This window comes from Oceanicella sp. SM1341, assembly GCF_003448965.1.
GTDB lineage: Bacteria > Pseudomonadota > Alphaproteobacteria > Rhodobacterales > Rhodobacteraceae > Paroceanicella.
In genome coordinates, this window is record NZ_QRGC01000017.1 from 14,267 (window position 1) to 41,070 (window position 26,804).

Below are 26,804 nucleotides of genomic sequence, written 5' to 3' on the forward strand. Positions count from 1 at the left end.
CCCCCGGGGTGGATCACACGGTCCAGGTGTCGAGGATCACCGCGTTCGCCTTCTTGTGCAGCAGGATGCAGTCCAGCACGTCCTGCGGGGCCACCGGGGTGATGCCGGGCAGCAGCGAGGGCTCGCCGTGGCCGTAGAGCGCCTGGAGCGCGAAGCGGCAGGCATAGACCTTGCCGCCCTCGCCCATGAACTTCTTCAGGTTCACCGCGAAGTTCTGGTGGCCGGGGAAGGCCTCGTCGCCCAGGGTGGGGAAGCCGCGCTGGATGCCCAGCGTGACCCCCGGCCCGTAGAGCAGGATCGAGGTGTCGTAGCCCTTGCGGTTCAGCCGGATGGCGTTGAGGATGTTCACGAGGCCGATGGACCCTTCGAAGGCGACCGTGTGGAAGGTGACCAGCGCCTTCTCTCCGGCCTCTGCCTTCACGTCCTCGAAGACCTTCTCCTCGTAGTTCACGAAGTAGTCGCCGTCCTTGTGAGCTTCCTGGGTGACTGCAGGCATCTGGTATCTCCTGTTCCTGGCTGGGGTCGGGAGCAGGGTGATCGCAGGGCGGATATCCAGTCAATTATCAATTCAATCTCCATACAATTATCTGGGCGAAAACAGCAGATATGGCGATTTCTTCGGCAGATTTCCGGGCTTCAGCCGCGGAAACTGGCAGGAATTGAATGATCCAGATCAAGGCAAGCGTCGAATCATTCGTAACGCATTAACCAGAAACTGAATCGAATCATTCCGCATACAATCCTCCCTGCATACAATCCGCTTCAATTCCCCCGGCCACCGCGCTAGAAAGCGGCACAGGAGGGCCACTGACTTGATCGACTGGACGCCGACGCTCCCCGAGAGCGGCAAGCCACGCTACATCCTGATCGCCGACGCGATCGCCCAGGACATCCGCGCCGGCACGCTGAAGCCGGGCGACCGCCTGCCGCCGCAGCGCAAGCTCGCCGGCCGGCTGGGGGTGGATTTCACCACCGTTTCGCGCGCCTATGCCGAGGCGCAGTCCCGCGGGCTGCTCGACAGCCACGTGGGCCGCGGCACCTTCGTGACCGCGAGCGCCAACGGCTCCACCGCCCCCGACCCGGCCCGCGCCGGGGAGGAGGACCTGTCGATGAACATGCCCCCCGAGCCGACCGACCCCGCCCTGCTCGAGAAGATGCGCGAGGGGCTCAGCTACGTGGGCGCAAACCTCGTCTCGCTGCTGCGCTACCAGTCGCCCATCGGCTCGGAGAAGGACAAGGAGGCCGCCTCCACCTGGCTGTCGATGCGCGGAATGGTGCCGCGGCTGGAGCGCATCGCCGTCACCCCCGGCGCGCATGCCACGATGACGGCCGTGCTCTCCACCCTCTGCGGCGCGGGCGACGCGGTGCTGTGCGAGCGCATCACCTACCCCGGCCTGCGCAACATCGCGCGGCGGCTCGGCATCGAGCTCGTCGGACTGGAGATGGACGAGAGCGGCATCCTGCCCGACGCGCTGGAGGCCGCGATCCGCGCCCACGGGCCGCGGGCGCTCTACCTCAACCCCACGCTGCAGAACCCCACCACCCTCACCATGCCCACCGCGCGGCGGCTGGAGGTGTCGGAGGTGCTCAACCGCCACGGCCTGCCGCTGATCGAGGACGACGCCTACGGCTTCATCCCCGCCCGCGCGCCCGCCCCGCTGGCGGTGAGCGCGCCCGACCTCACCTGGCACATCGGCGGCCTCGCGAAATGCATCGGCGCCGGGCTGCGGCTGGCCTATGTGGTGGCCCCCAGCGCGCGCGGGGCCTTCAACCTCGCCCAGGCGCTGCGGGCCACGGCGGTGATGCCCTCGCCCATCTCCGCGGCCCTTGCCACCCACTGGATCGAGGACGGCACGGCCGAGCGCATCCGCCGCTTCATCCGCACCGAGAGTGCGGCGCGCCAGGCCATCGCGGCCGAGACGCTGGAGGGGCTGAAATTCACCTCCGACCCCAACGCCTTCAACATCTGGCTGCACCTGCCCAAGGGCTCCGGCCGGGCCGACCTGATGGGCCGCATGGCCGGGCGCCACGTGGGCCTGATGCCCTCGGACGTCTTCACCGTGAGCGGCGCGCCCGACGAGCACGTGCGCGTCTGCCTCGGCGGCTCCATCACCCGCGAGGAGCTGCAGCGCGGCCTGCTGTTCATGGCCAATTCCCTGCAGCAGGAGGCCTGGATGGGCTGAATCGCGGTGCGGAGCGCAAATCCTCACGCAACAATCTTACGACTTTAATCCTGCTGGCGTGCGATTCTTGCGCGCGCCTCTTGCCAAGCCGGGCCGCCCGCGCTAGGTTGCACTGCAGCAACGCCCTTGACACCGGGCGATCCATGCTGCAACGCAACCAGGAACCGGCACATGCTCGACAACCAGCCCCGAGGCACGATCGTCATCGAAGACATTGAAATCGGCATGCGCCGCAGCCTGGCCAAGGTTGTGACCGACCGCGACATCGAGCTGTTCGCCGAAGTATCCACCGACCACAATCCCGTCCACCTCGACGATGATTACGCCCGCGACACGATCTTCGAGGGCCGCATCGCGCATGGCATGCTCACCGCCGGGCTGATCTCGGCCGTCATCGGCGAGCAGCTGCCCGGGCATGGCACCGTCTACCTCGGGCAGACCATGCGCTTCCTCGCCCCCGTGCGCCCCGGTGACCGGGTGGAGGCCACCGTGGAAGTGACCTCGATCGACCACGCGAAGCGCAGGGTGACGCTTGATTGTGCGGCCCGCGTGGGTGATACGGTCGTGCTGAAGGGCGAGGCGCTGGTTCTGGCGCCGAGCCGCAAGTTCGACTGAAGGACGGGGCCGCGCCCCGCCAGGGGGCCATGCGGATCATCCGGAGCACTGCCACGACCGATCCCGCCGAGCGGGGCGCCTCGGTCGCCATGGGGAATTTCGACGGCGTCCATCTCGGCCATCAGGCGGTGATCGGGCTGGCGCTGCGCGAGGCCCGCGCCAGCAGCGCGCCGGCCGGGGTGATCACCTTCGAGCCGCATCCGCGCAGCTTCTTCGCCCCCGATGCCCCGCCCTTCCGGCTGATGAACCCGGCCTCGCGCGCCCACCGGCTGGCCAAGCTGGGGGTGGAACTGCTCTACGAGCTGCCCTTCGGCGCCGATCTCGCCCGCCTCACGGCCGAGGATTACGCCCGGGACATCCTGGTGCGCGGGCTGGGCGTGTCGCATGTCGTCGTGGGCCAGGACTTCCGCTTCGGCCGCGGCCGGGCGGGCGACGTGGACACGCTTGCCCGCCTCGGCGCCGAGCTGGGCTTCCGCGTGACCGCGGCGCCCATCGTCTCCGACGGCGAGACCGACTATTCCTCCACCGCCATCCGCCGTGCCCTCGCCGAGGGCCGCCCGGGCGATGCGCGCCGCATGCTGGGCCACTGGCACCGCATCGAGGCGCGGGTGGAGCACGGCGACGCCCGCGGCCGCGAGCTGGGCTTTCCCACCGCGAACATGCCCCTCGACGGGCTGCACCTGCCGGCCTTCGGGGTTTATGCCGTCACGGTCGACGTGCTGGAGGGCCCGCATGCCGGCACCTACCACGGCGCCGCCTCGCTGGGCGTGCGGCCGATGTTCGGCGAGAACCGGCCCAACCTCGAGGTGTTCCTGTTCGACTTCTCCGGCGATCTCTACGGCGCCGAGCTCTCGGTCGGGCTCGTCGATTTCCAGCGCCCCGAGCTGCGCTTCGACGGGCTTCCCGCCCTCATCGAGCAGATGAACCGCGACTGCGAGACCGCCCGCGCCACGTTGAAGGCCGCCGCGCCACTCTGACCGGTTGGCAGGGGCGGCAAAACCGGGCACGCTCGCGCCCGGGCCACAGCGGAGGGGCCGTCATTGCGCTCAACGCTGTTCAATCTCTGGCTCTACGGGTTCACCTTCCTCACTGCCGGCTTCGCCTGGGGCCTGAGCTTCGTCGCCGGGCCACGCACCCTGCGCGGGCTGCTCGGCCTCTGGGCGAAGACCATGCTCGGCGCCACCCGGCTCATCCTCGGCGCCAAGATCGAGGTGCGCGGGCTCGAGGCCCTGCCCCCCGGCGGCCCGGCGCTGATCGTGGCCAAGCACCAGTCCGAGCTCGACGCCATCCTGCTGCTCGCCCTCTTCCCCCAGGCCGGCGCCATCGCCATGCAGGAGCTGGAGGGCTACCCTTTCGTGGGCCGCATCATCCGCCGGCTGGAATACATCCTCGTGCCGGTCTCGGGCCCCCCTGCCGGGCGCAGCGCCGCCGTGGTCGAGGGCGCCGCCCGGGTGCATGCCGAGGGCCGGCCGGTGCTGATCTACCCCGAGGGCACGCTGATGAGCCTCGGCGCGCGCGAGCGCTACCGCACCGGCGTGTGGCGCATCTACGAGGCGCTGGGGGTGGAGGCGACCCCCGTCGCCTTCTCCGTGGGCGTGATCTGGCCGCGGCGCGAATGGGTGAAGCACCCCGGCACCACCGGGGCGGCCGAATTCCTCGCCCCGATCCCGCCGGGCCTCGCCCTCGAGCCCTTCATGGCCCGGCTGGAGGAGACGATCGAGACCGCCACCATGGCGCTGATCGAGGAACACGCGAGCCCCGCGCGCGCCGCAGAGGCCCGCGCCCTTCACGCAGCGAAAGCCCCCAACCGGGATTGACGCCACCCCCCGGGCCGTCGCATGCGGGAAGCTCACCGCCCGGCAGAGCAGGAGAGAGCGCATGACCCAGGGCCCGGCGCCCGAGCCCAGCCAGTTCGGCCTGCTGCGCAGCCGCCGCTTCTGGCCGCTGTTCTGGGTGCAGTTCCTCGGCGCCTTCAACGACCAGTGCTTCAAGACCGCCTTCGTGGCGCTGCTCACCTGGCGGCTGGCACGCGAGCGCGGGCTGGAGGGCGAGCTGGACCTGCTGGTGCAGGTCTCCGCCGCCCTGTTCATCCTGCCCTTCGCGCTGATCTCCCCCACCGCGGGGCTGATCTCCGACCGGGTGGACAAGGCGGTGATGATGCGCTGGGTGAAATTCGCCGAAATCGTGCTGATGGCCCTCGCCGCCCTCGCCTTCCAGGTGCAGAACGTCACGCTGCTCTTCGTGCTGCTCTTCGCCATGGGGGCGCAATCGGCCTTCTTCGCGCCGATCAAATACGCCGTGCTGCCGCGCTACCTCGCGCGGCACGAGCTGGTGGCCGGCAATGGGCTGGTGCAGGCGGCCACCTTCCTCGCCATCATCCTCGGCCAGATCGCCGGGGCGAAGCTGGTGCTGACCGAGGACGGCGTGACGGTGGCCTCCATCGCGGTGATCGTGATCGCCGTCGCGGGCTGGCTCGCCTCGCTGCGCGCGCGCCCCGTGCCGCCGCTGGGCCCGGCGCCGCGGGTCGACTGGCTGCTGCCGCGCGCCATGGTGCACTCGCTGCGCGACGGGGCGCGCTGGCCCGAGCCGTTCTTCGCCATCCTGCTCTCGGGCTGGTTCTGGTTCACCGGGGCGGCGGTGCTGAGCTTCATCCCGCCGCTTGCCAAGGAAAACCTGCACGGCACCGAGGACGTGGCCCTGCTGCTGCTCGTCACCTTCTCGGTGGGCGTCGCCCTCGGCGCGCTGATGTGCAACCGGGTGCTGCGCGGCGCGGTGAGCTACCGCACGGCCCCGCTCGGCGCACTCGGCATCCTCGCCGGCATGCTGATCTTCCGCGCCGGGCTCGCGGGCTACGGCGCCGATATCGCCCCCGACGCGCCGCTGCTCGACGGCGTCGCCTTCCTCGCGCGCGCCGATGCCTGGCCGCTGCTCGCCGGCTTCACGCTGATGGCGGCGGCGGCGGGGCTCTACGTGGTGCCGCTCTCGGTGGTCTACCAGGCCACCTCGCCGGAGGGGGAGCGCGGGCGCTTCGTGGCCTGCTCGAACGTGGTCGATTCGATCTCCATGGTGGTCTCGGCGCTGCTCGCCATCGCGCTGGTCGCCGCGGGCCTCGCGCGGGAAGACGTGATGGTGGTGTTCGGGCTCAGCGGCATCGGTGCGGCGGCGCTGATCTGGCGCCACCACCGCGCCGGGCCCGACCTTTCCACCCCTCACGCCAACGAGACGCGATGAGGCTGGAAACGCTGCGCAATCCGGCCTAGAAACATCCATGTCCAAGCTGCGCCCCGCCTTCTGGAAAACCGTACCCCTCACGGAGATGACCTCCGAGGAGTGGGAAGCGCTGTGCGACGGCTGCGGCAAGTGCTGCGTGCTGAAGCTCGAGGACGAGGACACCGGCCGGGTGCATTACACCGATGTCGCCTGCCGGCTGTTCGACGACAGCACCTGCCGCTGCAGCCAGTATGCGCTGCGCCAGTCGCTGGTGCAGGGCTGCGTGGTGATCACGCCCGACAACCTGCCCCAGATCCGCGACTGGATGCCCCGCACCTGCGCCTACCGCCGGCTGTCCTACGGCGAGGGGCTGCCGACCTGGCACCCGCTCCTCACCGGCCGGGCCGACAGCCCGCGGCGCAGCGGAAACTCGATGCACCATGCCACGGTGCCGGAATGGGAGGTCGACGAGGACGACCTCGAAGATCACATAATCTGGAGAGACATCTGATGTGGTTCAGCTCTGACAATGCAGGTCCGGTGGCCCCCGAGGTGATGGCAGCACTCGGTGCCGCGAACGCGGGCTATGCCGCCTCCTACGGAGCCGACCCGATCATGGCGCGGGTGACCGCGAAGATCCGCGAGATCTTCGAGGCGCCGGAGGCCGCGGTCTATCTCGTGGCCACCGGCACCACGGCGAACGCGCTGTCGCTGGCCATGCTCTGCCCGCCCTGGGCCACGGTGTTCTGCCATCGCAACGCGCATATCGAGGAAGACGAATGCGCCGCACCGGAGTTCTACACCGGCGGCGCCAAGCTCACCCTGCTCGACGGCAAGGACGCGAAGATCGCGCCCGAATCCCTCGCCCGCGCGCTGCAGTTCACCGGGCGCGGCGGGGTGCACAACGTGCAGAAGGGCGCGCTCTCGCTCACCAACGCCACCGAGAACGGCGCGATCTACACCGCGGCCGAGGTCTCCGAGCTTGCCGGGCTGGCGAAGGCGCATCACGTGCCGGCGCACATGGACGGCGCGCGTTTCGCCAACGCCCTGGTGCGGCTGGGCTGCACCCCGGCCGAGCTCACCTGGAAGGCGGGGGTCGACATCCTCTCCTTCGGCGGCACCAAGAACGGGCTGATGGGCGTCGAGGCGGTGGTGATCTTCGACCCCGCGAAGGCCTGGGAATTCGAGCTGCGGCGCAAGCGCGGCGGGCACCTGTTCTCCAAGCACCGCTACCTCTCGGCCCAGATGGACGCCTATCTCACCGACGGGCTGTGGCTGCGCCTCGCCGCGGCGGCGAATGCGGCGGCCGACCGGCTGGCCGAGGGGCTGCGCGCCCGCCAGGCCCGGCTGCTGCACCCGGTGCAGGCCAATGCCATCTTCGCCGCCTTCCCGCGCGCCAGCCACAAGCGCGCGCTGCAGGCCGGGGCGCATTACTACTTCTGGCCGTTCAACCAGTCCCTCGAGGGGCCGGACGACGAGCTGCTCTCCTGCCGGATGGTGTGCAACTGGTCGACGACCGCCGAGGACGTGGACAATCTCCTGAACGCCCTCTGAAGCGCCCCTGGCGCTTTCAGGCCCCCGCCGGTGGCGCGGGCCCTTCCCTGCCCGCTTCCGGTGCGCCGGACGGGCGGCGCTCCACAGCGGGGCGGCGCGGGCCGGGCTGCCGGCCGCGAAGGCGGCCCGGCTGCTCCCGGCGGGCGCGCTCCGCGCCGCCCCCGGGCATCGGCATGCCCTCAGCTCGGGCGGATGTTCTTGCGGATATCGGAGAGGTAGTCGGACAGCGCTCCGCAAAGCTCGTCCATCTCGCTCAGGATACGGTGTTGGGACACGACATCGGCGCCGCCGATGTGATGGCGCATCTCCCGCGTGAGGGTGCAGAGACGCGAGATCGGCGGCTGCATCTCGGCCACGCAGTCCCGCGCGAACTGGCCCGGCTCCTCCGCCCCGCCATGCACCTCGTGCAGCGGCGCGGTGCGGCCGCGCTGCACCAGCGCGCGCACAACCTCGGCGAAGAGCTCGGGGCTGAGCCGGTCCTTCTGCACGAATTCGTCCATCCCAGCCCAGATCGCGGCATCGGCAAGGCCGTTCTCGTCCTGCCCGCTGAGCATGATCACCGGGATCGCCCGCTCCGACAGGTCGAGCGCGAGGCCGAGCCCCTGACCGTCAGGCAGGAAATTGTCGAGCAGGATGAAGTCGATGGGCTGGGAATCGAGCGCGTCCCGCGCCTCGGCGATGGTCGTCGCCTCGAGGAAGCGCACGTCTACCCCGCTGCGCTCGGCCACGTAGCGCACGCGCCGGCGGTCGAAACGGCTGTCATCCACGAGCAGGCAGGACAACTGCCGCTCCGCGATGGCTACGCCCAGCATGTCCGCAGAACTGCTGAGCTGAACAGGACTCTCCCTCATGCGACCCTCCCGCATTTGCGACCTCGGGGAAGTCTAGGCGCGAGGAGATTAAGGAAGTCCGAAGAGGGGGCGCCGGGCAGCGGGGCCGCCCGGCGCGACAGGCTCATTCCTCGGTGATGCGCCCGTCGGTGTAGGGCGTGTAGCCACCGGAGGCCTCGATGTAGTTCGCCACCACTTCCTCGAGGCCGGGGCCGTAGTCATAGGCGTTCATGCCGTCCTCGGCGAAGACCTTGTAGCCGTCGCCGCCCGAGCGCATGTAGTTGTTCGACACCACGGAATAGGTGGCCTCGGGGTCGATCGGGGCCCAGCCCTCGCCATCGGCCACCATGACCGACTTTATGCGGCTGCCGGCCGGCGCGCCGCGGCTCCAGGTGTATTTCAGCCCGGCCACCTGCGGGAAGCGCCCGGCCATCTCCTCCACCTGGCTCACGCCGTTCTCGAGGGCCGCCACCACGTCGGCGCCCTTGAGCTGGAAGGTGGCGAGCGTGTTCTGGAACGGCAGCACCGTGAGCACCTCGCCCATGGTCACCTCGCCCTCGTCGATGGAGGCGCGCAGGCCGCCGCCGTTGGCGATGGCCATGGTCACGCCCTGGTCCTTCACCCGGGCCAGCATGGCGTCGGCCACCAGCACGCCCATCTCGCACTCGGAGATGCGGCAGCTGTCCTTCGAGCCGTCGATCGGGGCGGCGGTGGAGCCGATCACCTCGTTGCGGATCTCGTCGAGCGGCTTCGCGGCCTCGGCGATGCGCTCCTTCACCGGCACGTCCTCGGTGACGGCGGCATCCATGATCAGCGGCTCGCCGGTGGCGGAGGTGACGTTGCCGTCATCGTCGAACACCAGGTCGAGCTTGCCGAGGAACTTGCCGTAGGCATAGGCCGAGACGATGGCCGTGCCGTTGACCATGGTGGGGTACGGGCCCTCCGCCCCCTCGGCGGTGTTGGAGAGATAGGTGTTGGTGTGGCCGCCGACGATCACGTCGATGCCGTCCACCTCGGCCGCCACCTTCTTGTCCACCGAGTAGCCGGAATGCGAGAGCACGACGATCTTGTTCACGCCCAGCTCGGTGAGCTTCGCCACCTCGGCGCGCACGGCCTCCGAGGGGTCGGAGAAGGTCACGTTCGGCCCCGGCGAGGCGAGCTCGTCGGTGTCCTGCGGGGTGAGGCCGATGAGGCCGATCTTCTCGCCGTCCTTCTCGATGACGGTGGATTTCTTCAGCACGTCGGCGAGCTGCGGCTCGGCCGAGACATCGGCGTTCGACATCAGGATGGGGAACTCGAGCGCGTCGATGAAACCGCGCAGCACCTCGGGCCCGTCGTCGAATTCGTGGTTGCCCACGGTCATCGCGTCGTAGCCGAGGCGGTTCATCATCTCGGCGGCGAGCTTGCCCTTGTAATAGGTGTAGAACAGCGTGCCCTGGAACTGGTCGCCGCCGTCCACCAGCAGCGAGTTCGGCGTGGCCTCGCGCTGCTCGGCGATGGCGGTGGCGAGCCGGGCGGAGCCGCCGAAGCAGGCGCCGGCGGTGTTGTCCTCCTCGCTGCAGCCGCTGTCGTATTTCGAGATCGGCTCGAAGCGGGCATGGAAGTCGTTGGTGTGCAGGACGGTGAGCCGATACTCCGCATGCGCCATGCCGGCCATCAGAGCGATGGCGGAGCCGATCGTGAGGGTTCTCGCGAGCTTCAAGACTAGTTCTCCCCTGTGAAATTCCGGAACCTTTCCGGGGGCCGGATAGGGGAATGGTGAGCGAGGCCCACGCTCAGGTCAAGCGCGCAACCGCAGGCCGAACACCACCGCCCGCATGCCCGCAGCGCGAGACTTGACCCGAAGAGCGCGGCATGGCCTTCTGCGGGTCCTGCCAGTCCGGAGACACCCGCGTTCCAATGCCCGTCCTGCGTATCCCGCCCCCGCCCCGCGCCACGACGGCGCAGCGCCCCGCCCTCGCGCGGCGCTCCGGGCCCGGCGGGGCAGATCCGGCGCGGCGCGGCCTCCGTCCGTCCACATCCGAACGCCTCCGGCGGCCGCGGCGCAGCCCGCGCGCCCGCCCTCCCTCCTGACGGCCCATTGCTCCCGCCATCCCGGCGACCGACATCCCTCCGCCGTTCCGGCGGGTCCATTTCCTCCGTCACCGCGACGGGTCTTGCCATTTCACCGGAGGTCCGGCCATGCCCGTTCCGCTTTCCGCCCTCGCCGCGGCCACCTGCGCCGCCCTCGCGCTCACCGCCTGTGCCCGGCCCGCGCCGCCGGTGCGCGCCGGCACGGTGGAGGTGAGCGCGGTCAGCCCCTCCGCCTACATGGGCCGCTGGCGCAGCGGCGAGAGCTTCACCGTGATCTATGCCGTGACGCAGATCTCGGGGCAGACTGCGGTCTGCGGGGCCTGGTCGTATTTCGGCAATGCCACGCGCCAGCACTACCCGATGCTGCTGCGCGCCATGCGCGTGGAGATGGCCGACGAGACGCTGCTTTCCGACGTCTCGTATTTCACCGCCACCGGCGTGGCCGAGCCCGGCACCGTCGACACGCAGACGCTGAGCTGCGCGCTGTCCGACCGGCCCTGGTCCGGGGCCTACGCCACGCAGCGCCCGCGGCTCGTCGCCGTGCAGCGCAGCTTCAACGGCTGAGCACCCGCTCGGCCTCCGCAAGATCCGCCCGACCGCCGGAGACCAGTCCATGCGCCACACCGCCCTCCCCCTCGTCGCCCCCCTCGCGCTGCTCGCCGCCTGCGCGGGCCCGCCGCCCAGCGCGGGTACGGTCCGCGCCTCGTCGGTCGACACCCATGGCGGCATCGGCCGCTGGACGACCGGCGAGAGCTACACCATCGCCTATGCCGTCACCCGCATCGGCGGGCGCACCGCGGTCTGCGGTGGCTGGTCGTATTTCGGCAATGCGGTGAGCATCCATTATGCCGAGCTGCTGCGGAACGCGTCGCTGGAGATCGACGGCGAGACGGTGATGGACGGCCTCGGGTTCTTCAACGCCGGCGGCCCCATGGAGCCGGGCAACATCGACAGCCTGCTCAACTGCGCCTTCTCCGACGTGCCCTGGCGGGCGGAATTCGAGGAGGCGGAGCCGGAATTCGTCTCCCGCCAGCATGTTTTCGGCTGACATCACCCAAGGACAGACCATGAACCGCATTGCACGCCCCCTGGCCGCCGGCCTCGCCCTGCTCGCCCTTTCGGCTTGCGGCAAGCCGCTCGGGCCGCTCGCCAGCGTAAGCACCGACGAGGTGAACCCCACCGGGCAGATCATCCGCTGGACCAGCGGCGAGAGCCTCACCTTCATCTTCGCGGTGAAGGAGGCGGAGGGCAAGACCGGCGTCTGCGGCGCCTATTCCACCTATGGCTCGGGCAACAGCCTGTTCGAGGACGAGCTGCTGCGCGCCCTCGCCATCGAGGCCGCCGGCGAGCGCATCGCCCATGGCGTGGAGTTCTTCGCCCGCACCGGCACCGCCGACCCCGGCAGCATCAACGGCACCACGCTGAACTGCGCGCTGTTCGACACGCCCTGGCGCGAGGCCTACGGCGCCGTCGCCCCCGATATCGTGCTCACCCAGCGCAGCTTCTACGACTGACCCCGCCGCTGCGCCCCCGCGGGGGGGGGGTGCGGACACTCCCCTTCCCGGGCCCGCCACCGGCCCTTCTCCCCCGGAGATGCGATATGATGCGATCCCTTCACACCGCCGCCTGTGCCCTCACCCTCCTCGCCCTCGGCGGCTGCGCCGGCGGCGTCACCGAGATCGGCAGCGTCGATTACACCGAGGTCGACACGAAATACGAAGTCATCTCCTGGACCACGGGCAGCTCCAACACCTACTATTACGCGGTGGTGGAGCGGGACGGCTTCACCGCGGTCTGCGGCGCCTGGTCCGAGTCCGGCGCCCGGCAGCAGGTGCCCGCCTTCCAGTTCCTTGCCGCCATGGCGGTGGACGCCGCCGGTGACAGGCTGGTGCAGGGGCTGAACTACTTCCTCGCCACCGGCCGCGCCGAGCCCGGCGAGATCAACGGAACCACCCTCGCCTGCGGCAAGACCGACAGGCCCTGGAGCGAGGCCTATGCCGCCACGCCGCCGGAACTGGTGCTGACCCAGCGCCGCTTCCGGCTCTGAGCCCGCCGGGGCCCGGGAGGCGCGACGAGCGGAATCGGCGGGGAGGCGTCATTGACCGCGCCTCCCGTTCCGCGCTACGCATGTTTCGGCATGCAATGCGACCCTTCCAGAGGACTTTCCGATGAACCAGCTCACCAACACCCAGACCCGTGACGTGGAGGCCCTGCTCCACCCCTATACCAACGCCCGCCAGGTGCGCCTCGACGGTGCGCATGTGATCGAGCGCGGCGAGGGCGTGCGCGTGTTCGACCAGGCTGGCAAGGGTTACATCGAGGGCATGGCCGGCCTGTGGTGCTGCGGGCTGGGCTTCGGCGACGCCGAGATCGCCGACGCGGCGCGCGAGCAGCTCGGCAAGCTGCCCTACTACCACCTCTTCGGCGGCCGCTCGCACGAGCCGGCCATCGAGCTCGCGGAGAAGATCAAGGATCTGGCCCCCGACATGGCGCGGGTGATCTACCAGTCCTCCGGCTCCGAGGCGAACGACACCCAGATCAAGCTGGTCTGGTACATGAACAACGCCCTTGGCCGGCCGGAGAAGAAGAAGATCATCTCCCGCAAGAAGGCCTACCACGGCGTGACCATCGTCTCCGCCTCGCTCACCGGCCTGCCCTACAACCACCGCGACTTCGACCTGCCGGTGGAGGGCATCAAGCACACCTCCACCCCGCATTTCTGGCGCGAGGCACAGGCCGGCGAGACCGAGGCCGAGTTCGCGAAGCGCATGGCCGAGGATCTCGAGGCGCTGATCATCGCCGAGGGTCCGGAGACGGTCGCCGCCTTCATCGCCGAACCGGTGATGGGTGCGGGCGGCGTGATCATCCCGCCGGCGGGCTATTTCCCGGCCATCGCCGCGGTGTGCAAGAAATACGACGTGCACATGATCGCCGACGAGGTGATCTGCGGCTTCGGGCGCACGGGTGAGTGGTTCGGCTCCGACACGCTGGAGATGCCGCGCAACTCGATGTCGCTGGCCAAGCAGCTCACCGCCGGCTACGCGCCGCTCTCCGCCGTGGCGATGGACGCGCGCATGGCCGAGGCGGTGGAGGCGAACTCCGGCACCATCGGCACCTTCGGCCACGGCTTCACCTATGGCGGCCACCCGGTGTCCTGCGCCGTGGGCGCCAAGGTGCTCGACATCTACCGCGAGCGCGACATCGTCGGCCACGTGAAGAAGCTCGCGCCGCTCTTCGCCGCAAAGCTCAACGCCTACAAGGACCACCCGCTGGTGGGCGAGGTGCGCGCGCTCGGCCTGATGGGCGCGCTCGAGCTCACCCCGGACGGAACCCCGGCCGCCTTCGAGCAGCCCGGCAAGATGGGTGCCAAGCTCGGCGCCGAGCTGCTGTCGCGCGGCGTGATCCTGCGCTCCATCGGCGACTCGATGGCCTTCTGCCCGCCGATGATCATCAACGAGGCCGAGATCGAGGAGATGTTCGCCCCGATGGAAGAGGCCCTCGACGCCACCTACGCCTGGGGCAAGGCCGAAGGCTTCGTGAAGGGCTGAGCCCTTCACCGGAACATCAGGAAAAGGCCCCATGCCCCTGATCTACAAGATATGGCGCGCCCCGGAATGGGACGCGCTGACCGCCTCGGGCACCACCCGCGGCGCGCCTGTCGACCTCGCGGACGGCTTCATCCATTTCTCCACCGCCTCCCAGGCGGCGGAGACGGCGGCAAAGCATTTCGCCGGCGCCGAGGGCCTGATGCTCGCAGCCCTCGAGGCCGACGCCCTCGGCCCCGAGCTGCGCTGGGAGCCCTCGCGCGGCGGCGCGCTCTTCCCGCATCTCTACCGCCCGCTCGCGCGCGAGGAGATCCTGTGGTGCCGCCCGCTGCCGCTCGGCCCCGACGGCCGGCACATCTTCCCCGAGCTCACCTGACACGCCCCGGGCCGCCCCGCGCGGCCCGGGCACTCTCCCGTTCGCCCCGGCCCTGTCCCGGCACCGCCCGCCTCGCTCCGCTGCCCCGGGCCGCAACGCCAAGCCCCACGGCCGCCCCTCGCTCCGCTGCCCCGGCCGCAGCGCCGGGGCCTCCAGCCATCCACCGGGCAGCCCGGCAGGCGCGGCGTGCTCCGCCAGCCTCGCGCCTCCCCTGCAATGGCCGGCGCGGACAGCACCGGCCGCGCACCTCTTGACCCCGGCCCCCGCGCCGGCCGATAGAACGGCACCCGAAGCAGCTCCCGGAGCCCGCCCATGTCCGCCTTCCTCGAACGCGCCGGCCTGCCGCTGCTGCGCCGCATCGACCCCGAGACCGCCCATGGCCTCGCCATCCGGGCGCTGCGCCTCGGGCTCGCGCCGGCGCCGGGGCCGGTCACCTCGCCGCGGCTGGCCACGCGGCTCGCCGGGCTGAAACTGGCCAACCCGCTCGGCCTCGCCGCCGGGTTCGACAAGAACGCCGAGGCGCTGAGCCCGCTGCTGCGCGCCGGTTTCGGCTTTGTCGAGGTCGGTGCCGTCACCCCGCGCCCGCAGCCCGGAAACCCGCGCCCGCGGCTGTTCCGCCTGCCTCAGGACGCCGGCGTCATCAACCGGTTCGGCTTCAACAACAAGGGCATGGAGGCGATGGCGCAGGCGCTGGCGGCCCCGCGCCCCGCCGGCATCACCGGCCTCAACCTCGGCGCCAACAAGGACAGCGAAGACCGCGCGGCCGATTACGTGGCCCTGATGGAGCGCCTCGGGCCGCTGGTGGATTTCGCCACCGTCAACATCTCCTCGCCCAACACCGAGAAGCTGCGCGACCTGCAGGGCCCCGCCGCCCTGCGCGCCCTGCTCGAAGGCGTGCTCACCGCGCGCGACGCCCTGCCCCGGCGCATTCCGGTGTTCCTGAAGATCGCGCCCGATCTCGACAGCCCGGCGCTGGCGGAGATCGCCGCCACCGCGCGCGGCACGGGCATCGACGCCATCGTCGCCACCAACACCACGCTGGCGCGCGACGGGCTCACGAGCGCGGCGCGGGGCGAGACCGGGGGCCTCTCCGGCCAGCCGGTCTTCGCGCGCTCCACCGCGGTGCTCTCCGAGCTCTACCGGCTCACCGAAGGCGCGGTTCCGCTCGTCGGCGTGGGCGGCATCGCCTCGGCCGAACAGGCCTATGCCAAGATCCGCGCCGGTGCCTCGGCCCTGCAGCTCTACACCGCGCTCGCCTACCGCGGCCTGTCGCTGGTGCCCGAGATCCTGCACGGGCTGGAGGCGCTGCTCGCGCGCGACGGGTTTGCCACCGTGGCCGATGCGGTGGGTGCCGACCACCGCTGAGGCAGGCGGCCGGGCACGGCTCTCAGCCGCCCGCGCCCGGTGCGTCGGCCTCGCGCTCCAGCGCGGGGTAGCGCAGCCAGAGCGTCGCGGCGCGGGCGGTGTTGAGCACCATCAGCCCGGCCCAAAGCCCGTGGTTGCCGAAGGCGGGAATGAGCAGCACCAGCGCGCCGGCGTAGATCAGGCTCGACCAGATCGCCGCCATGCGCATGTCCCGCGTGCGGGTGGCGCCGATGAAGATGCCGTCGAACATCCAGGCGAGGATGCCCACCACCGGGGCGAGCACCGCCCAGGGCAGGTAGGCGCGGGCCTCGGCGCGCACCGTCTCCGCGGTGGTCATCGCGTCGATGATCAGCGTGCCGCCCAGCGCGAAGGCGAGCGCCAGCACAAGCGCGCCGCCCACGCCCCAGAGGCTGGAGAGCCAGGCGCCCCGGCGCAGCGCGGCCCGGGCGCGCGCGCCCATCGCCTGCCCCACCAGCGCCTCCGCCGCGAAGGCGAAACCGTCGAGCGCGCAGGCGGTTATCTCGAGGAACTGCAGCAGGATCTGGTTTGCCGCCAGCGTCACGTCGCCGAAATCGGCGCCGAGGAACAGGAAGCTGGTGAGGCTCGCCTGCAGCAGCACCGAACGCACCATGATGTCGCCGTTCACCGCCGCCATGCGCCGCAGCCGGGCGCGGTCGAACACCCGCCCCCAGTCGCGCCACTGCGCCCCGGTGAAGGCGGCGCGGCACAGCCAGAGGCCGAGCGCGAGGCCGGTCCATTCCGCGATCAGCGTGGCGGTGGCAACGCCCTCCACCCCCCAGTCGAGCCCGAGCACGAACCACAGATCGAGGCAGACGTTGAGCCCGTTCATCCACAGCTGCAGCAGCAGCACCGCCCTCGTGCGCTCCATCGCGATCAGCCAGCCGGTGACGGCGTAGAGCGCGATGGTGGCCGGCGCCCCCCAGATGCGGATGGCGAGATAGGCGCGGCCCAGCCCCTCCACCTCGCTCGAGGCAGGCGCGATGCGGAAGGCGGCCCAGAACAGCGGCACCTGCGCCGCGACGAACACCAGCCCCGCCAGCGCCCCGATCATCAGCGCCCGGGTGAGCAGCGCCCCGGTCTCGGCCACGTCGCCCGCGCCGCGGGCCTGGGCCACGAGGCCCGAGGTGCCCATGCGCAGGAAGCCGAACACCCAGTAGATCGAGGTGAGGATGATCGCGCCGATGCCCACGGCACCGATGGGGGCCGCGAGGCCGATCTGGCCCACCACCCCGGTGTCGACGGCGCCGAGGATGGGCACGGTGGCGTTGGAGAGCGCGATGGGCAGCGCGATCTTGAGCACCCGCGCATGGGTGATGGCGGAGGGGGAGACGGTGTCTGTCATGGTCCGTGGGGTCCGGTGCGGCTTGCGGCTCGAGGGCGGAGGCGGGCGGGCCTCAGACGCCCCCGCGCAGCGGCCGCCTCGTGCCGGCCCGCCCGCGCGGGCCGGTGGCGCGGCGGTCTGCCTCAGCCACGGTCGAAACGGGGCATCATGAAATGCCCCGTCGCCTGGATGAAGGGCTTGTCGCGGTTGTCCTGCCAGCCCTCCACCTGCACCGAGGCATAGCGCCGCCCGGAGCGGGTGATGCGGGCGCGGGCGTAGGCATCGCGCGGCAGGCCGGAGCGGAGGTAGTCCACGGTGAAATCGATGGTGCGCGGCAGCGAGACCATGCCGCCCGCCTCCAGCCGCTCGGCCTCTTCCCCGCCGCTCTCGATCCGCTCCCAGATCATCGACCAGGCGAGCTCGGTGATGGCGGTGATCTCGAGGAAGGCGCCGGTCACCCCGCCGTGCAGGGCGGGCAGCAGCGGGTTGCCGATGTTCTTCTCGTCATAGGCCAGGATGCCGGTGAGCTCGTCGCCCCGCCGCTCGAAGGTGACGCCGAGAAAGCCGATGTAGGGCACCGCGCCCACGAGCTGGCGCAGCGCCGCGTCGCGCCGCTTCTTGATCACCTGCACGGGTTCGGGCTTCGGGCGGGCCATCAGGCGGCTCCCTCTGTTGCACGGTCGATGATGAAGGCGCCGCTGGCGGTGGCGACAACGGCGCTCTCGTCCTCCGCCTCGAAGGCGGTGGCGCGCACGAAGCCCACGTTGCGCGTGGTGTGGTAGCACTCGGCCCGGGCACTCACCGCGAGCCCGGGAGAGGCCGCGCGCATGTAGTCGATCCGCAGGTCCATCGTGGCGGTGACGAGCGCGTTGGTGGGGTGCAACATCACCGCCGTGCCACAGCAGGTGTCGAGCAGGGTGGTGATCACCCCGCCATGCATCACCCCGGTCTCCGGGTCTCCCACCAGCTGCGGGTGATAGGGCACGCGCAGCACCGCCTCGGCCAGCGCCATGGAGACGAATTCCATCCCCAGCGCCTGCGCATGCGGCAGCGCGCCGATGAAGCCGCGGGCCAGCTCGATCCGCTTCTCGAGATCGAAAGTGCTCATGTTTCGGGCAAACTCCCCTCTTCTGCCGGTGCCGCACCTGATCATACTCCGCCCGGAACGGCAACGGAGGCAAGCCGTCCCTGCGCGGGGCTTGATTTTGAGATGAATTGCCCCGATCTTGCAATTGAGAATAGTTCTCAACAGGAAGGAAGACACGATGCCCTCCCAGTCCGGTACCGCCGGCCGACCGCCCCGCTCCGCCCTCGCGACAGGGCCGGGCCCCTTCCGGCCCGGACGTCTCGCGCTCGTGGCCCTGCTCGGGCTGCTCGCGGTGCTGCCGGGAGAGATCGGCGTGGTCACCCGCGGCGCGCTCACCGATGCCTACCTGCAGGTGTCGGTCTTCGTGGCCGCCACGCTGCTGCTGTTCTACGGTGTGGAACGCGCCTGGCACGTGGACGTGGGCAGCCTGATGCGCCGGCATCGCCGTTTCCAGGTGCCCATCGCGGCGCTGTTCGGGGCGCTGCCGGGCTGCGGCGGCGCGATCGTGGTGGTGGCGGCCTATTCCTCCGGCCACGTGGGCATGGGCGCGGTCACCGCCACGCTCACCGCCACGATGGGCGACGCGGCCTTCCTGCTCATCGCCACCCGGCCGGACGTGGCGGCTGTGGTGCTGCCGCTGAGCTTTGCCACCGGCATCCTCTCGGGCTACGCGGTGGACTGGCTGGCCCCCGGCCGGCTCGCCACGGCGGCGGCGCCGGCCTGCGTGCCGGCGCGCATCGCCCGGCCGCGGGCGCGGGATTTCGCCAGCCTCGCCCTCGCCGCGCCCGGCCTCGTCTTCGGGGCCATGCTGCTGGCCGACACCGACCCGGCCGAGACCTTCGGCGCCCTGCCGCAATGGGTGGCGCTCGCCGGCATCGCCCTCGGCGCGCTGATCTGGGCCGCCTCGCCGGTCGACGCGATCACCTCGCCGCAGGACCCGCCGCTGGCGCGCATGAGCGAGGAGACGAGCTTCGTCACCGCCTACGTGATCATGGCCTACCTCGCCTACGAGTACCTCATCACCCTCACCGGCATCGACCTCGGGCAGCTCTTCGACACGGTTGCGCCGCTGCTGCCGCTCATCGCCATCGCGGTGGGGCTGATCCCGGGCTGCGGGCCGCAGGTGCTGGTCACCACGCTGTTCCTCAACGGGCTGATCCCCTTCTCAGCCCTCATCGGCAACGCCATCTCCAACGACGGCGACGCCCTCTTCCCCGCCCTCGCGCTCGACCCCGGGGCGGCAGTGCGTGCCACGCTCTATAGTACCATTCCTGCACTTCTCGTCGCTTATGGCGTCTACTTCCTTGCTCCGGGGCTGTTCTGACACCATTTAGGCACTTGGCCCGTGTTGCGACACGCGAGCGCTTGACCCCGGCAGAGGCATCGCAGAAAATGAACGCTCATTCAGAAATGCAACGGAGGGAGGCTCCGGGCGTGCCCACGCGGCGATCGACCATCAGCGAAATGTGTGCCGAGTTCGGTGTAACCCCCCGCACATTGCGTTATTACGAATATATCGAGCTCATCGCGCCCGAACGCGAAGGGCGCAAGCGGCTCTACACCCCGCGCGACCGCGGCCGGCTGAAGCTCATCCTGCTCGGCCGGCGCTTCGGCTTCGCGCTGGAGCGCATCCGCCAGTGGCTCGACCTCTACGACGAGGACGCGGGCACGGAGCTGCAGACCCGGATGTGGATCGAGAGCTCGGCCACCCGGCTCGAGGAGCTGGAGCGCGAGCGCGAGGAGCTCGACCAGACCATCGACGAGCTGCGCGCCCTGCGCGAGGCCGCCATCGCCGGCATGCTCACCGGCAAGCGCCACGCCGCCGAATGAGGGGCTTACGCGACGTTATCCGCGCCCCTGCGCGCGGAACGGCTTGATCGAATCATCCCCCCTCCGCTCGTCTGGTACAAACCGGACAGAAACACGCCGGGGGGGATGAGAACCGGCTTGCGCCGGCAAAGGATCGGCGCCCGGGGCCCTTGCCCGGGCAGCCCGACGCACCCTCCGGCATGACGCGCCGAGACAGGGCGCCGGGAGGGTCGATGCCGAGCTATGAGCCGCCGCTGCGCGACTATGCCTTTCTCCTCCACGAGGTGCTGCGGGTGGAGGAAACCGCCGTCCCCGTGCTCGCCGCGCTCGAGCCCGACACCAGCGCCGCCATCCTCACCGAGGCCGGTCGCATCGCCCGCGACGTGCTCGCCCCCCTCAACGCCCCGGGAGACCGCGCCGGCTGCCGGCTGGAAAACGGCGTGGTGCGCACGCCGCAGGGCTTTGCCGAGGCCTACGCCCGTCTGCGCGACGACGGCTGGAACGGGCTCGACTGCGACGAGGAATGGGGCGGCGAGGGCCAGTCCCACCTGCTCGGCGCCGCGGTGGGGGAGATGCATGTCTCCGCCAACATGGCGCTGATGATGTACCCCGGCCTCACCCATGGCGCCTGGTCGACCATCCGCGCGCATGGCACGCCCGAGCAGAAGCGCACCTACCTCGCCCCGCTCACCACCGGGCGCTGGACCGGCACCATGAACCTCACCGAGCCGCATTGCGGCACCGACCTCGGGCTGATGCGCAGCCGCGCCGAGCCGCAGGCCGACGGCAGCTACCGCATCACCGGTCAGAAGATCTTCATCTCCTCCGGCGAGCATGACCTCGCGGAGAACATCGTCCACCTCGTGCTCGCGCGCATTCCCGGCGGGCCGGAGGGCATCCGCGGCGTGTCGCTGTTCATCGTGCCGAAGTTCCTGCCCGACGCGGCCGGCGCCCCGGGCGCGCGCAATGCCCTCGCCTGCTCCAAGCTCGAGGAGAAGATGGGCGTGCACGCCAACGCCACCTGCGTGATGGACTATGACGGCGCCACCGGCTTCCTGCTCGGCGAGGCGCACAAGGGCATGCGGGCGATGTTCACCATGATGAACGAGGCGCGCATCAAGGTGGGGCTGCAGGGGCTGGCGCAGGCCTCCGCCGCCCACCAGGCCGCCGTCACCTGGGCGCGGGAGCGGCTGCAGGGCCGCGCCGTCTCGGGCCCCTCCGACCCCGGCCAGCCGGCCGACCCGATCATCCGCCACCCCGACATCCGCCGCACCCTGATGGAGCAGCGCGCCTTCGTGGAGGGGGGCCGGGCCTTCCTGCTCGCCACCGCCGCACTGGTCGACGAGGTGGAGCACAGCGCCGACGCCGACGCCGCCGGCCGCCTCGCCCTGCTCACCCCGGTGGTGAAGGGCTTCCTCACCGACCGCGGCTTCGAGGCCTGCGTGAGCGCGCAGCAGGTGTTCGGCGGGCACGGCTACATCGAGGAGACCGGCGTCTCGCAATTCGTGCGCGATGCCCGCGTGGCGATGATCTACGAGGGCACCAACGGCGTGCAGGCGCTCGACCTCGTGGGGCGCAAGCTCGCCGCCGACAGCGGCCACCACATCGCGGGCTACCTGAAGGAAACCGGCGAATACCTCGCCGCCTGCTCGGGCGACGGCTCGCTGCCGCAGGACATCCTCGGCCCCCTCGCCGCCGGCGCGGCCGACCTCGGCGAGGCGGTGGCCTGGCTCGCCTCCGAAGGGCCGGCAAACCCGGCCGGGGCGCTGGCCGGCTCCACCGATTTCCTGCATCTCTTCGGGCTCGTCTGCCTCGGCCGGGCCTGGGCGGACATGGCGCGCGTCGCCGCCACGGCGCTGGCCGGCACCCCGCCCGACCCCGGCTTCTACGAGGCCAAGCTCGCCACGGCGCGCTTCTACATGGCACGCATCATGCCCGAGACCGCCGCGCGCCTCATCCGCATCCGCACCGGCGCCGCCCCGGTGTTCGCCCTGCCCGAAGAAGCCTTCTGACGGCACCACTTCCCGGCGGGGACACCCGCCGGAACCCCGTCCGGCGGGGGATCCCGCCGGAACCACGAGCCGCGGGGACACCCGCCGACCCCGTACCCGGCGGGCCCCGCCGCCAGACCCACGGCGGGGAGCCCCGTCACCGCAAGACCCGGCGGGCCTGCCCGCCGAAGACACACCGCGGGCCCGCCCGCCACCAGGAACTGACCATGGCCGAATACGCCCTTCATTGCTTCGCCCAGTCGGGCAACGCCTACAAGCCCGCCCTGATGCTCACGCTCTGCGGCGCGGAGTGGGAGCCGATCTTCGTCGATTTCTTCAACGGCGCCGCCCGCGGGCCGGAGTACATGGCGCTCAACCCCATGGCCGAGGTGCCCACCCTGCAGCACGGGGCCCTCACCCTCAGCCAGTCCGGCGTCATCCTCGACTATCTCACCGGCACGCTCGGCCGCTTCGGCCCCGAGACCGAGGAAGAGCGCCGCGAGATCCTGCGCTGGACCCTCTGGGACAACCACAAGCTCACCGCCAACATCGCCACCGCCCGGTTCCTCTCCAATTTCGCCCCCGAGAAGGCGCGCAACCCGGACGTGATCGCCTTCCTCACCGGCCGCTGGCGCGCGGCGATGAAGGTGCTCGAGGCGCATCTCGCCAGCCGCGCGTGGATTGCGGCACCGCGCCCCACCACCGCTGACCTTTCGTGCTGCGGCTACATATTCTACGGCGAGGAGTTCGGCTTCGATCCGGCCGAGTTCCCCGCCGTCGCCGCCTGGGCGGAGCGCATCCGCGCCCTGCCCGGCTGGAAACACCCCTACGACCTGATGCCGGGCCATCCCCTGCCCGGCTGACACGCAGGAGACGCTCATGACCGACGCCTACATCTACGACGCCCTGCGCACCCCGCGCGGCAAGGGCAAGCCGGACGGCGCGCTGCACGAGGTCTCCGCCGTCCGCCTCTCGGCCGATGTGCTCGACGCGCTTGTGGCGCGCAACGGGCTCGACAGCCGGCTGATCGAGGACGTGATCTGGGGCAATGTCACCCAGATCGGCGAACAGGGTGCCTGCCTCGCGCGCTCGGCCGTGCTGCTCTCCGGGCTCGACGAGAGCGTGCCGGGCGTCTCGGTCAACCGCTTCTGCGCCTCCGGCCTCGAGGCGGTGAACATGGCCGCCGGCCAGGTGATGGGCGGCCAGGGCGAGGCCTATATCGCCGGCGGGGTGGAGAGCATGTCCCGCGTGCCCATGGGCACCGACGGCGGCGCCATCGCCGCCGACCCGGAGCTCGCGATGAAGGCCTATTTCGTGCCGCAGGGCATCTCCTCGGACATCATCGCCACCCGCTACGGCTTCGACCGCGACACCTGCGACGCCTACGCGGTGGAGAGCCAGAAGCGCGCCGCCCGCGCCTGGGAGGAGGGCCGCTTCGCCCGCTCCGTCACCCCCGTGCGCGACCGCAACGGGCTCGAGATCCTCGCGCGGGACGAGCTGCCCCGCCCCGGCACCGACATGCAGTCCCTCGGCGCGCTGAAGCCCTCGTTCCGCGAGCTGGGCGAGGTGATGCCGGGCTTCGACGCCGTGGCGCTGATGAAATACCCCGAGCTCGAGCGCATCGAGCACGTGCACCATGCCGGCAATTCCTCCGGCATCGCCGATGGTGCGGCCGGGGTGCTGATCGGCTCGAAGGCCTTCGGCGAGGCGGCCGGCCTCACGCCGCGCGCCCGCATCCGCGCCACGGCCAAGATCGGCTCCGACCCCACGATCATGCTCACCGGCCCGGTGCCGGTCTCGCGCCGGGTGCTGGAGCGGGCGGGCATGAGCGCCGACGATATCGACATCTTCGAGGTGAACGAGGCCTTCGCCTCGGTGGTGCTGCGCTTCATGCAGGCCTTCGACCTCGACCATGACCGGGTGAACGTGAACGGCGGCGCCATCGCCATGGGCCACCCGCTGGGCGCCACCGGCGCGATGATCCTGGGCACGGTGCTCGACGAGCTGGAGCGCTCGGACAGGGAAACCGCTCTCACCACGCTGTGCATCGGCTCCGGCATGGGGGCTGCCACCATCATCGAGCGGGTGTGAGCCATGCCGCGCATCCGCCCCGAGAGCCTGGAGAGCTACAGCGGCACCGGCTACCCGCCGCCGCATGACGCCGGCATGGGCCGCTACAGCGCGCGGGATCTCGGCGATGCCGCCGGCCTCACCCAGTTCGGCGTGGTGCTGCAGACACTGGAGCCCGGCGCCGCCTCCTCCATCCGCCACTGGCACGAGGCGGAGGACGAGTTCGTCTGGCTGCTCTCCGGCGCGCTCACGGTGGAGGAGGACCACGAGAGCTACCCGCTCGCCCCCGGCGAGGGTGCGGGCTGGAAGGCCGGCGTGCCGGTGCACCACCGGCTGGTGAACCACACCGACGCGCCCGCCACCTATCTCGTGGTCGGCACCCGCGCGTGGCAGGATTGCTGCCACTATGCCGACATCGACCTCGTCCTCCGCCGCGATGCCGGTAGCGACAGCGACCGCTTTACCCGCCGCGACGGCACCCCGCTGCCCCGCAAGGAGCGAGACACATGACCGATTTCCACTACCTCTCCGACGACGCCGGCATCGCCACCATCCTGTGGGACCAGCCGGACACCGCGATGAACGTGCTCACCTTCGAGGCGCTGGAGGAGCTCTCCACCCATCTCGAGCGCGCGCTCGCCGATGACGCGGTGAAGGGCATCGTGGTGACCTCCGGGAAGAAGGATTTCGCCGGCGGCATGGACCTGCGGGTGCTCGGCGCCCTGCGCGCCGCCTCGGCCAGCGCGCCGGGGAAGGCGCTGTTCGAGGGGCTGATGAAGATGCACGGCGTGCTGCGCCGGCTCGAGCGCGCGGGCGCCGACCCGAAGACCGGCAAGGGCGGCAAGCCGGTGGCCTGGGCCTCGCCCGGCACCGCCGCGGGCATCGGGCTCGAGATCGCGCTCGCCTGCCACCGCCGCTTCGTGGCCGATGCGCCGCGCGCGCGGCTCGGGCTGCCGGAGATCAAGGTGGGGCTGTTCCCCGGCGCCGGCGGCACCATGCGCGTGTCGCGCATGCTGGGGCTGATGGCCTCCGCGCCCATCCTGCTGGAAGGCAAGATGATGAAACCCGCCGAGGCGCTCGATTTCGGCCTGATCGACGAGGTCACCGAGCCCGAGGCGCTGCTGGAGACCGCCCGCGCCTGGGTGCTCTCGGCAAAGCCGGACGAGCTGATCAAGCCCTGGGACCGCAAGGGCTGGAAGATGCCCGGCGGCGCGCCCTACACCGCGCCCGGCTTTCCCACCTTCGTGGGGGCGGCGGCGATGGTGCATGGCCGCACGCAGGGCGTCTACCCGGCGGCGAAGGCGCTGCTCTCGGCCATCTACGAGGGCGCGCTGGTGCCCTTCGACACCGCGCTGAGGATCGAGGCGAGGCACTTCGTCTCCGTCATCCTCGACCCCTCGTCGGAGGCGATGATCCGCTCGCTGTTCCTCTCCAAGCAGGCGCTGGAGAAGGGCGCCCTGCGCCCCGAGGGCGTGGCCGACCGCAAGGTCTCCCGCCTCGGGGTGATCGGGGCGGGCATGATGGGCGCCGGCATCGCCCAGGTGGCCGCCGCCGCCGGCATCGACGTGGTGCTGCTCGACCGCGACGCGGAGGCCGCCGAGGCCGGCCGCGCCGGCATCGCGAAGCGGCTGGAGGCGAGCGTCGACCGCGGCCGCCTCGCGCCCGGGGCGCGCGACGCCGCCCTCGCCCGCATCACCGCCGGGGCCGACATGGGCCTGCTCGCCGGCGCCGACCTCGTGATCGAGGCGGTGTTCGAGGACCCTGCCGTGAAGGCGCCGGTGCTCTCGGCCGCCGAAGGCCAGCTCGGGCCGCAGGCGACGCTGGCCACCAACACCTCCACCCTGCCGGTCTCCGGCCTCGCGAAGGCGAGCGCCCGGCCGGAAAACTTCATCGGCATCCATTTCTTCTCGCCGGTGGACCGGATGATGCTGGTGGAGATCATCCGCGGCAAGCAGACCGGCGATGCCGCCGTGGCCCGCGCGCTCGACTTCGTGCGCCAGATCGGCAAGACCCCGATCGTGGTGAACGACGCGCGCTTCTTCTACGCCAACCGCTGCATCATCCCCTACATCAACGAGGGCGTGATGCTCGTCGCCGAAGGCGTGAACCCGGTGCTGGTGGAGCATGCCGCCACCGGCATGGGCATGCCGCTCGGGCCCCTGCAGCTCGTCGACGAAACCTCGATCGACCTCGCCGCCCGCATCGCGCGGGCCACGAGCGCCGCCGGCGAAGGCCGGCCGCCCAGCGCCGCGGATGACGTGATCTTCACGCTCGAAGGCGAGGGCCGGCTGGGGCGCAAGGCGAAGGCCGGCTTCTATGCCTATGACGAGGCAGGCAAACGCACCGGCCTCTGGCCCGGGCTCGCCGGCCATTGGCCGATGGCACCCGAGCAGCCGGGGGTGGAGGAGGTGCGCCACCGCCTCATCCTCATCCAGGTGCTGGAGGCCCTGCGCGCGCTCGAGGAGGGCGTGCTCACGGATGTGCGCGCCGGCGATGTGGGCGCCATCCTCGGCTGGGGCTTCATGCCCTGGTCGGGCGGGCCGTTCTCCTGGGTCGACATGACCGGGCCCGGCCGGGTGCTGGAAATGGCCGAAGAGCTCGCCGCCCGCTGCGGCCCGCGCTTCGCCCCCCCCGCCCTGCTGCGCGACATGGCCACCGGTGAGCGCCGCTTCTACCCCGGCGCCACCCGCCGCGACGCCGCCTGAGGCACGACAGGCCGCATCTGCCCGGCCCGCCCGCGGACAGCCGAAGGCC

The 26,804-nt window shown here is 71.0% G+C and carries 27 protein-coding genes; 21 read left to right on the forward strand and 6 right to left on the reverse strand.

What is annotated here, in order from left to right; genetic code table 11:
- Window positions 1-13: 13 nt before the first annotated feature.
- Entirely contained in the window at window positions 14-496 is a 483-nt protein-coding gene (locus D3P35_RS15515) for an MSMEG_0572/Sll0783 family nitrogen starvation response protein (protein ID WP_118135657.1), read from the reverse strand.
- Window positions 497-812: 316 nt separating this feature from the next.
- On the opposite strand from D3P35_RS15515, the gene D3P35_RS15520 reads away from it, so the two are divergent.
- From D3P35_RS15520 to D3P35_RS15550, 7 genes are all read left to right on the forward strand, one after another.
- Complete coding sequence (locus tag D3P35_RS15520) at window positions 813-2,183, forward strand: PLP-dependent aminotransferase family protein (protein ID WP_118135658.1); 1,371 nt, start codon at window positions 813-815, stop codon at window positions 2,181-2,183.
- A 171-nt stretch (window positions 2,184-2,354) separates the two neighbouring features.
- Window positions 2,355-2,798 (forward strand): MaoC family dehydratase, encoded by a 444-nt coding sequence (locus D3P35_RS15525; protein WP_118135659.1) that lies wholly within the window; start codon window positions 2,355-2,357, stop codon window positions 2,796-2,798.
- 29 nt (window positions 2,799-2,827) lie between these two features.
- The gene (locus D3P35_RS15530) at window positions 2,828-3,775 is read left to right on the forward strand and encodes a bifunctional riboflavin kinase/FAD synthetase (protein ID WP_118135660.1); all 948 of its coding nucleotides are present in this window, start codon (window positions 2,828-2,830) and stop codon (window positions 3,773-3,775) included.
- Window positions 3,776-3,838: 63 nt separating this feature from the next.
- Window positions 3,839-4,615: a 1-acyl-sn-glycerol-3-phosphate acyltransferase gene (locus D3P35_RS15535; RefSeq protein ID WP_118135661.1), complete on the forward strand. Its 777-nt coding sequence runs from the start codon at window positions 3,839-3,841 to the stop codon at window positions 4,613-4,615.
- 61 nt (window positions 4,616-4,676) lie between these two features.
- Window positions 4,677-6,029, forward strand: a complete 1,353-nt coding sequence (locus D3P35_RS15540; RefSeq protein WP_118135662.1) for an MFS transporter — start codon at window positions 4,677-4,679, stop codon at window positions 6,027-6,029.
- 37 nt (window positions 6,030-6,066) lie between these two features.
- A complete protein-coding gene (locus D3P35_RS15545) occupies window positions 6,067-6,519 on the forward strand; it encodes a YcgN family cysteine cluster protein (protein ID WP_118135663.1) in 453 nt (150 codons plus the stop codon).
- Window positions 6,519-7,562, forward strand: a complete 1,044-nt coding sequence (locus D3P35_RS15550) for a low specificity L-threonine aldolase (RefSeq protein WP_118135664.1) — start codon at window positions 6,519-6,521, stop codon at window positions 7,560-7,562. The genes D3P35_RS15545 and D3P35_RS15550 overlap by 1 nt, the downstream gene beginning before the upstream one ends.
- A gap of 179 nt (window positions 7,563-7,741) precedes the next feature.
- On the opposite strand, the gene D3P35_RS15555 is transcribed toward D3P35_RS15550, so the two are convergent.
- Window positions 7,742-8,413, reverse strand: a complete 672-nt coding sequence (locus tag D3P35_RS15555) for a response regulator (RefSeq protein ID WP_157982170.1) — start codon at window positions 8,411-8,413, stop codon at window positions 7,742-7,744.
- A 103-nt stretch (window positions 8,414-8,516) separates the two neighbouring features.
- Window positions 8,517-10,049, reverse strand: a complete 1,533-nt coding sequence (locus tag D3P35_RS15560) for a bifunctional UDP-sugar hydrolase/5'-nucleotidase (protein ID WP_118135741.1) — start codon at window positions 10,047-10,049, stop codon at window positions 8,517-8,519.
- Between the two features lie 524 nt (window positions 10,050-10,573).
- On the opposite strand from D3P35_RS15560, the gene D3P35_RS15565 reads away from it, so the two are divergent.
- The 7 genes from D3P35_RS15565 to D3P35_RS15595 all read left to right on the forward strand — a co-directional run bounded on the left by D3P35_RS15565 (window position 10,574) and on the right by D3P35_RS15595 (window position 15,751).
- Window positions 10,574-11,029 carry a hypothetical protein gene (locus D3P35_RS15565; protein ID WP_118135666.1) on the forward strand — a complete coding sequence of 152 codons (456 nt, stop codon included), beginning with the start codon at window positions 10,574-10,576 and terminating at the stop codon, window positions 11,027-11,029.
- Window positions 11,030-11,078: 49 nt separating this feature from the next.
- Window positions 11,079-11,513 carry a hypothetical protein gene (locus tag D3P35_RS15570; protein WP_118135667.1) on the forward strand — a complete coding sequence of 145 codons (435 nt, stop codon included), beginning with the start codon at window positions 11,079-11,081 and terminating at the stop codon, window positions 11,511-11,513.
- A gap of 19 nt (window positions 11,514-11,532) precedes the next feature.
- Window positions 11,533-11,979, forward strand: coding sequence for a hypothetical protein (locus D3P35_RS15575; protein WP_118135668.1), 447 nt, complete (start codon window positions 11,533-11,535; stop codon window positions 11,977-11,979).
- Between the two features lie 86 nt (window positions 11,980-12,065).
- The gene (locus D3P35_RS15580) at window positions 12,066-12,512 is read left to right on the forward strand and encodes a hypothetical protein (protein ID WP_118135669.1); all 447 of its coding nucleotides are present in this window, start codon (window positions 12,066-12,068) and stop codon (window positions 12,510-12,512) included.
- A 121-nt stretch (window positions 12,513-12,633) separates the two neighbouring features.
- Window positions 12,634-14,013, forward strand: coding sequence for an aminotransferase (locus D3P35_RS15585; RefSeq protein ID WP_118135670.1), 1,380 nt, complete (start codon window positions 12,634-12,636; stop codon window positions 14,011-14,013).
- Window positions 14,014-14,044: 31 nt separating this feature from the next.
- On the forward strand, window positions 14,045-14,386 hold the full coding sequence (locus D3P35_RS15590) for a DUF952 domain-containing protein (protein ID WP_118135671.1): 342 nt from the start codon (window positions 14,045-14,047) through the stop codon (window positions 14,384-14,386).
- Window positions 14,387-14,698: 312 nt separating this feature from the next.
- A complete protein-coding gene (locus tag D3P35_RS15595) occupies window positions 14,699-15,751 on the forward strand; it encodes a quinone-dependent dihydroorotate dehydrogenase (RefSeq protein ID WP_118135672.1) in 1,053 nt (350 codons plus the stop codon).
- 22 nt (window positions 15,752-15,773) lie between these two features.
- Here the strand turns inward: D3P35_RS15595 and D3P35_RS15600 are convergent, their stop codons facing one another.
- The 3 genes from D3P35_RS15600 to D3P35_RS15610 form a co-directional block, all read right to left on the reverse strand.
- Window positions 15,774-17,114, reverse strand: coding sequence for an MATE family efflux transporter (locus D3P35_RS15600; protein WP_118135673.1), 1,341 nt, complete (start codon window positions 17,112-17,114; stop codon window positions 15,774-15,776).
- Between the two features lie 122 nt (window positions 17,115-17,236).
- Window positions 17,237-17,749 (reverse strand): PaaI family thioesterase, encoded by a 513-nt coding sequence (locus tag D3P35_RS15605; RefSeq protein ID WP_118135674.1) that lies wholly within the window; start codon window positions 17,747-17,749, stop codon window positions 17,237-17,239.
- A complete protein-coding gene (locus D3P35_RS15610; RefSeq protein ID WP_118135675.1) occupies window positions 17,749-18,201 on the reverse strand; it encodes a PaaI family thioesterase in 453 nt (150 codons plus the stop codon). Before D3P35_RS15610 ends, D3P35_RS15605 begins: the two co-directional genes overlap by 1 nt.
- Window positions 18,202-18,358: 157 nt before the next feature.
- Here D3P35_RS15610 and D3P35_RS15615 point away from each other — a divergent pair, with 157 nt between their 5' ends.
- The 7 genes from D3P35_RS15615 to D3P35_RS15645 all read left to right on the forward strand — a co-directional run bounded on the left by D3P35_RS15615 (window position 18,359) and on the right by D3P35_RS15645 (window position 26,755).
- Window positions 18,359-19,504, forward strand: a complete 1,146-nt coding sequence (locus D3P35_RS15615; protein WP_118135676.1) for a putative manganese transporter — start codon at window positions 18,359-18,361, stop codon at window positions 19,502-19,504.
- Window positions 19,505-19,644: 140 nt separating this feature from the next.
- Entirely contained in the window at window positions 19,645-20,010 is a 366-nt protein-coding gene (locus tag D3P35_RS15620; RefSeq protein ID WP_370031561.1) for a MerR family DNA-binding transcriptional regulator, read from the forward strand.
- 212 nt (window positions 20,011-20,222) lie between these two features.
- Window positions 20,223-22,001, forward strand: coding sequence for an acyl-CoA dehydrogenase (locus D3P35_RS15625; protein ID WP_118135678.1), 1,779 nt, complete (start codon window positions 20,223-20,225; stop codon window positions 21,999-22,001).
- 206 nt (window positions 22,002-22,207) lie between these two features.
- Window positions 22,208-22,843 carry a glutathione S-transferase family protein gene (locus D3P35_RS15630; RefSeq protein WP_118135679.1) on the forward strand — a complete coding sequence of 212 codons (636 nt, stop codon included), beginning with the start codon at window positions 22,208-22,210 and terminating at the stop codon, window positions 22,841-22,843.
- A gap of 16 nt (window positions 22,844-22,859) precedes the next feature.
- Window positions 22,860-24,071, forward strand: coding sequence for an acetyl-CoA C-acetyltransferase (locus D3P35_RS15635; RefSeq protein ID WP_118135680.1), 1,212 nt, complete (start codon window positions 22,860-22,862; stop codon window positions 24,069-24,071).
- A gap of 3 nt (window positions 24,072-24,074) precedes the next feature.
- A complete protein-coding gene (locus D3P35_RS15640; RefSeq protein ID WP_118135681.1) occupies window positions 24,075-24,560 on the forward strand; it encodes a cupin domain-containing protein in 486 nt (161 codons plus the stop codon).
- The gene (locus D3P35_RS15645) at window positions 24,557-26,755 is read left to right on the forward strand and encodes a 3-hydroxyacyl-CoA dehydrogenase NAD-binding domain-containing protein (protein WP_118135682.1); all 2,199 of its coding nucleotides are present in this window, start codon (window positions 24,557-24,559) and stop codon (window positions 26,753-26,755) included. The genes D3P35_RS15640 and D3P35_RS15645 overlap by 4 nt, the downstream gene beginning before the upstream one ends.
- Window positions 26,756-26,804 lie beyond the last annotated feature (49 nt).

Bases quoted from the DNA above. Each gene is read 5' to 3' on its own strand.
- D3P35_RS15515 (WP_118135657.1), bottom strand. From the start codon at position 496: ATGCCTGCAGTCACCCAGGAAGCTCACAAGGACGGCGACTACTTCGTG.
- D3P35_RS15525 (WP_118135659.1), top strand. From the start codon at position 2,355: ATGCTCGACAACCAGCCCCGAGGCACGATCGTCATCGAAGACATTGAA.
- D3P35_RS15530 (WP_118135660.1), top strand. From the start codon at position 2,828: ATGCGGATCATCCGGAGCACTGCCACGACCGATCCCGCCGAGCGGGGC.
- D3P35_RS15540 (WP_118135662.1), top strand. From the start codon at position 4,677: ATGACCCAGGGCCCGGCGCCCGAGCCCAGCCAGTTCGGCCTGCTGCGC.
- D3P35_RS15545 (WP_118135663.1), top strand. From the start codon at position 6,067: ATGTCCAAGCTGCGCCCCGCCTTCTGGAAAACCGTACCCCTCACGGAG.
- D3P35_RS15550 (WP_118135664.1), top strand. From the start codon at position 6,519: ATGTGGTTCAGCTCTGACAATGCAGGTCCGGTGGCCCCCGAGGTGATG.
- D3P35_RS15555 (WP_157982170.1), bottom strand. From the start codon at position 8,413: ATGAGGGAGAGTCCTGTTCAGCTCAGCAGTTCTGCGGACATGCTGGGC.
- D3P35_RS15560 (WP_118135741.1), bottom strand. From the start codon at position 10,049: ATGGCCGGCATGGCGCATGCGGAGTATCGGCTCACCGTCCTGCACACC.
- D3P35_RS15565 (WP_118135666.1), top strand. From the start codon at position 10,574: ATGCCCGTTCCGCTTTCCGCCCTCGCCGCGGCCACCTGCGCCGCCCTC.
- D3P35_RS15570 (WP_118135667.1), top strand. From the start codon at position 11,079: ATGCGCCACACCGCCCTCCCCCTCGTCGCCCCCCTCGCGCTGCTCGCC.
- D3P35_RS15575 (WP_118135668.1), top strand. From the start codon at position 11,533: ATGAACCGCATTGCACGCCCCCTGGCCGCCGGCCTCGCCCTGCTCGCC.
- D3P35_RS15580 (WP_118135669.1), top strand. From the start codon at position 12,066: ATGATGCGATCCCTTCACACCGCCGCCTGTGCCCTCACCCTCCTCGCC.
- D3P35_RS15585 (WP_118135670.1), top strand. From the start codon at position 12,634: ATGAACCAGCTCACCAACACCCAGACCCGTGACGTGGAGGCCCTGCTC.
- D3P35_RS15590 (WP_118135671.1), top strand. From the start codon at position 14,045: ATGCCCCTGATCTACAAGATATGGCGCGCCCCGGAATGGGACGCGCTG.
- D3P35_RS15595 (WP_118135672.1), top strand. From the start codon at position 14,699: ATGTCCGCCTTCCTCGAACGCGCCGGCCTGCCGCTGCTGCGCCGCATC.
- D3P35_RS15600 (WP_118135673.1), bottom strand. From the start codon at position 17,114: ATGACAGACACCGTCTCCCCCTCCGCCATCACCCATGCGCGGGTGCTC.
- D3P35_RS15605 (WP_118135674.1), bottom strand. From the start codon at position 17,749: ATGGCCCGCCCGAAGCCCGAACCCGTGCAGGTGATCAAGAAGCGGCGC.
- D3P35_RS15610 (WP_118135675.1), bottom strand. From the start codon at position 18,201: ATGAGCACTTTCGATCTCGAGAAGCGGATCGAGCTGGCCCGCGGCTTC.
- D3P35_RS15615 (WP_118135676.1), top strand. From the start codon at position 18,359: ATGCCCTCCCAGTCCGGTACCGCCGGCCGACCGCCCCGCTCCGCCCTC.
- D3P35_RS15620 (WP_370031561.1), top strand. From the start codon at position 19,645: ATGTGTGCCGAGTTCGGTGTAACCCCCCGCACATTGCGTTATTACGAA.
- D3P35_RS15625 (WP_118135678.1), top strand. From the start codon at position 20,223: ATGCCGAGCTATGAGCCGCCGCTGCGCGACTATGCCTTTCTCCTCCAC.
- D3P35_RS15630 (WP_118135679.1), top strand. From the start codon at position 22,208: ATGGCCGAATACGCCCTTCATTGCTTCGCCCAGTCGGGCAACGCCTAC.
- D3P35_RS15635 (WP_118135680.1), top strand. From the start codon at position 22,860: ATGACCGACGCCTACATCTACGACGCCCTGCGCACCCCGCGCGGCAAG.
- D3P35_RS15640 (WP_118135681.1), top strand. From the start codon at position 24,075: ATGCCGCGCATCCGCCCCGAGAGCCTGGAGAGCTACAGCGGCACCGGC.
- D3P35_RS15645 (WP_118135682.1), top strand. From the start codon at position 24,557: ATGACCGATTTCCACTACCTCTCCGACGACGCCGGCATCGCCACCATC.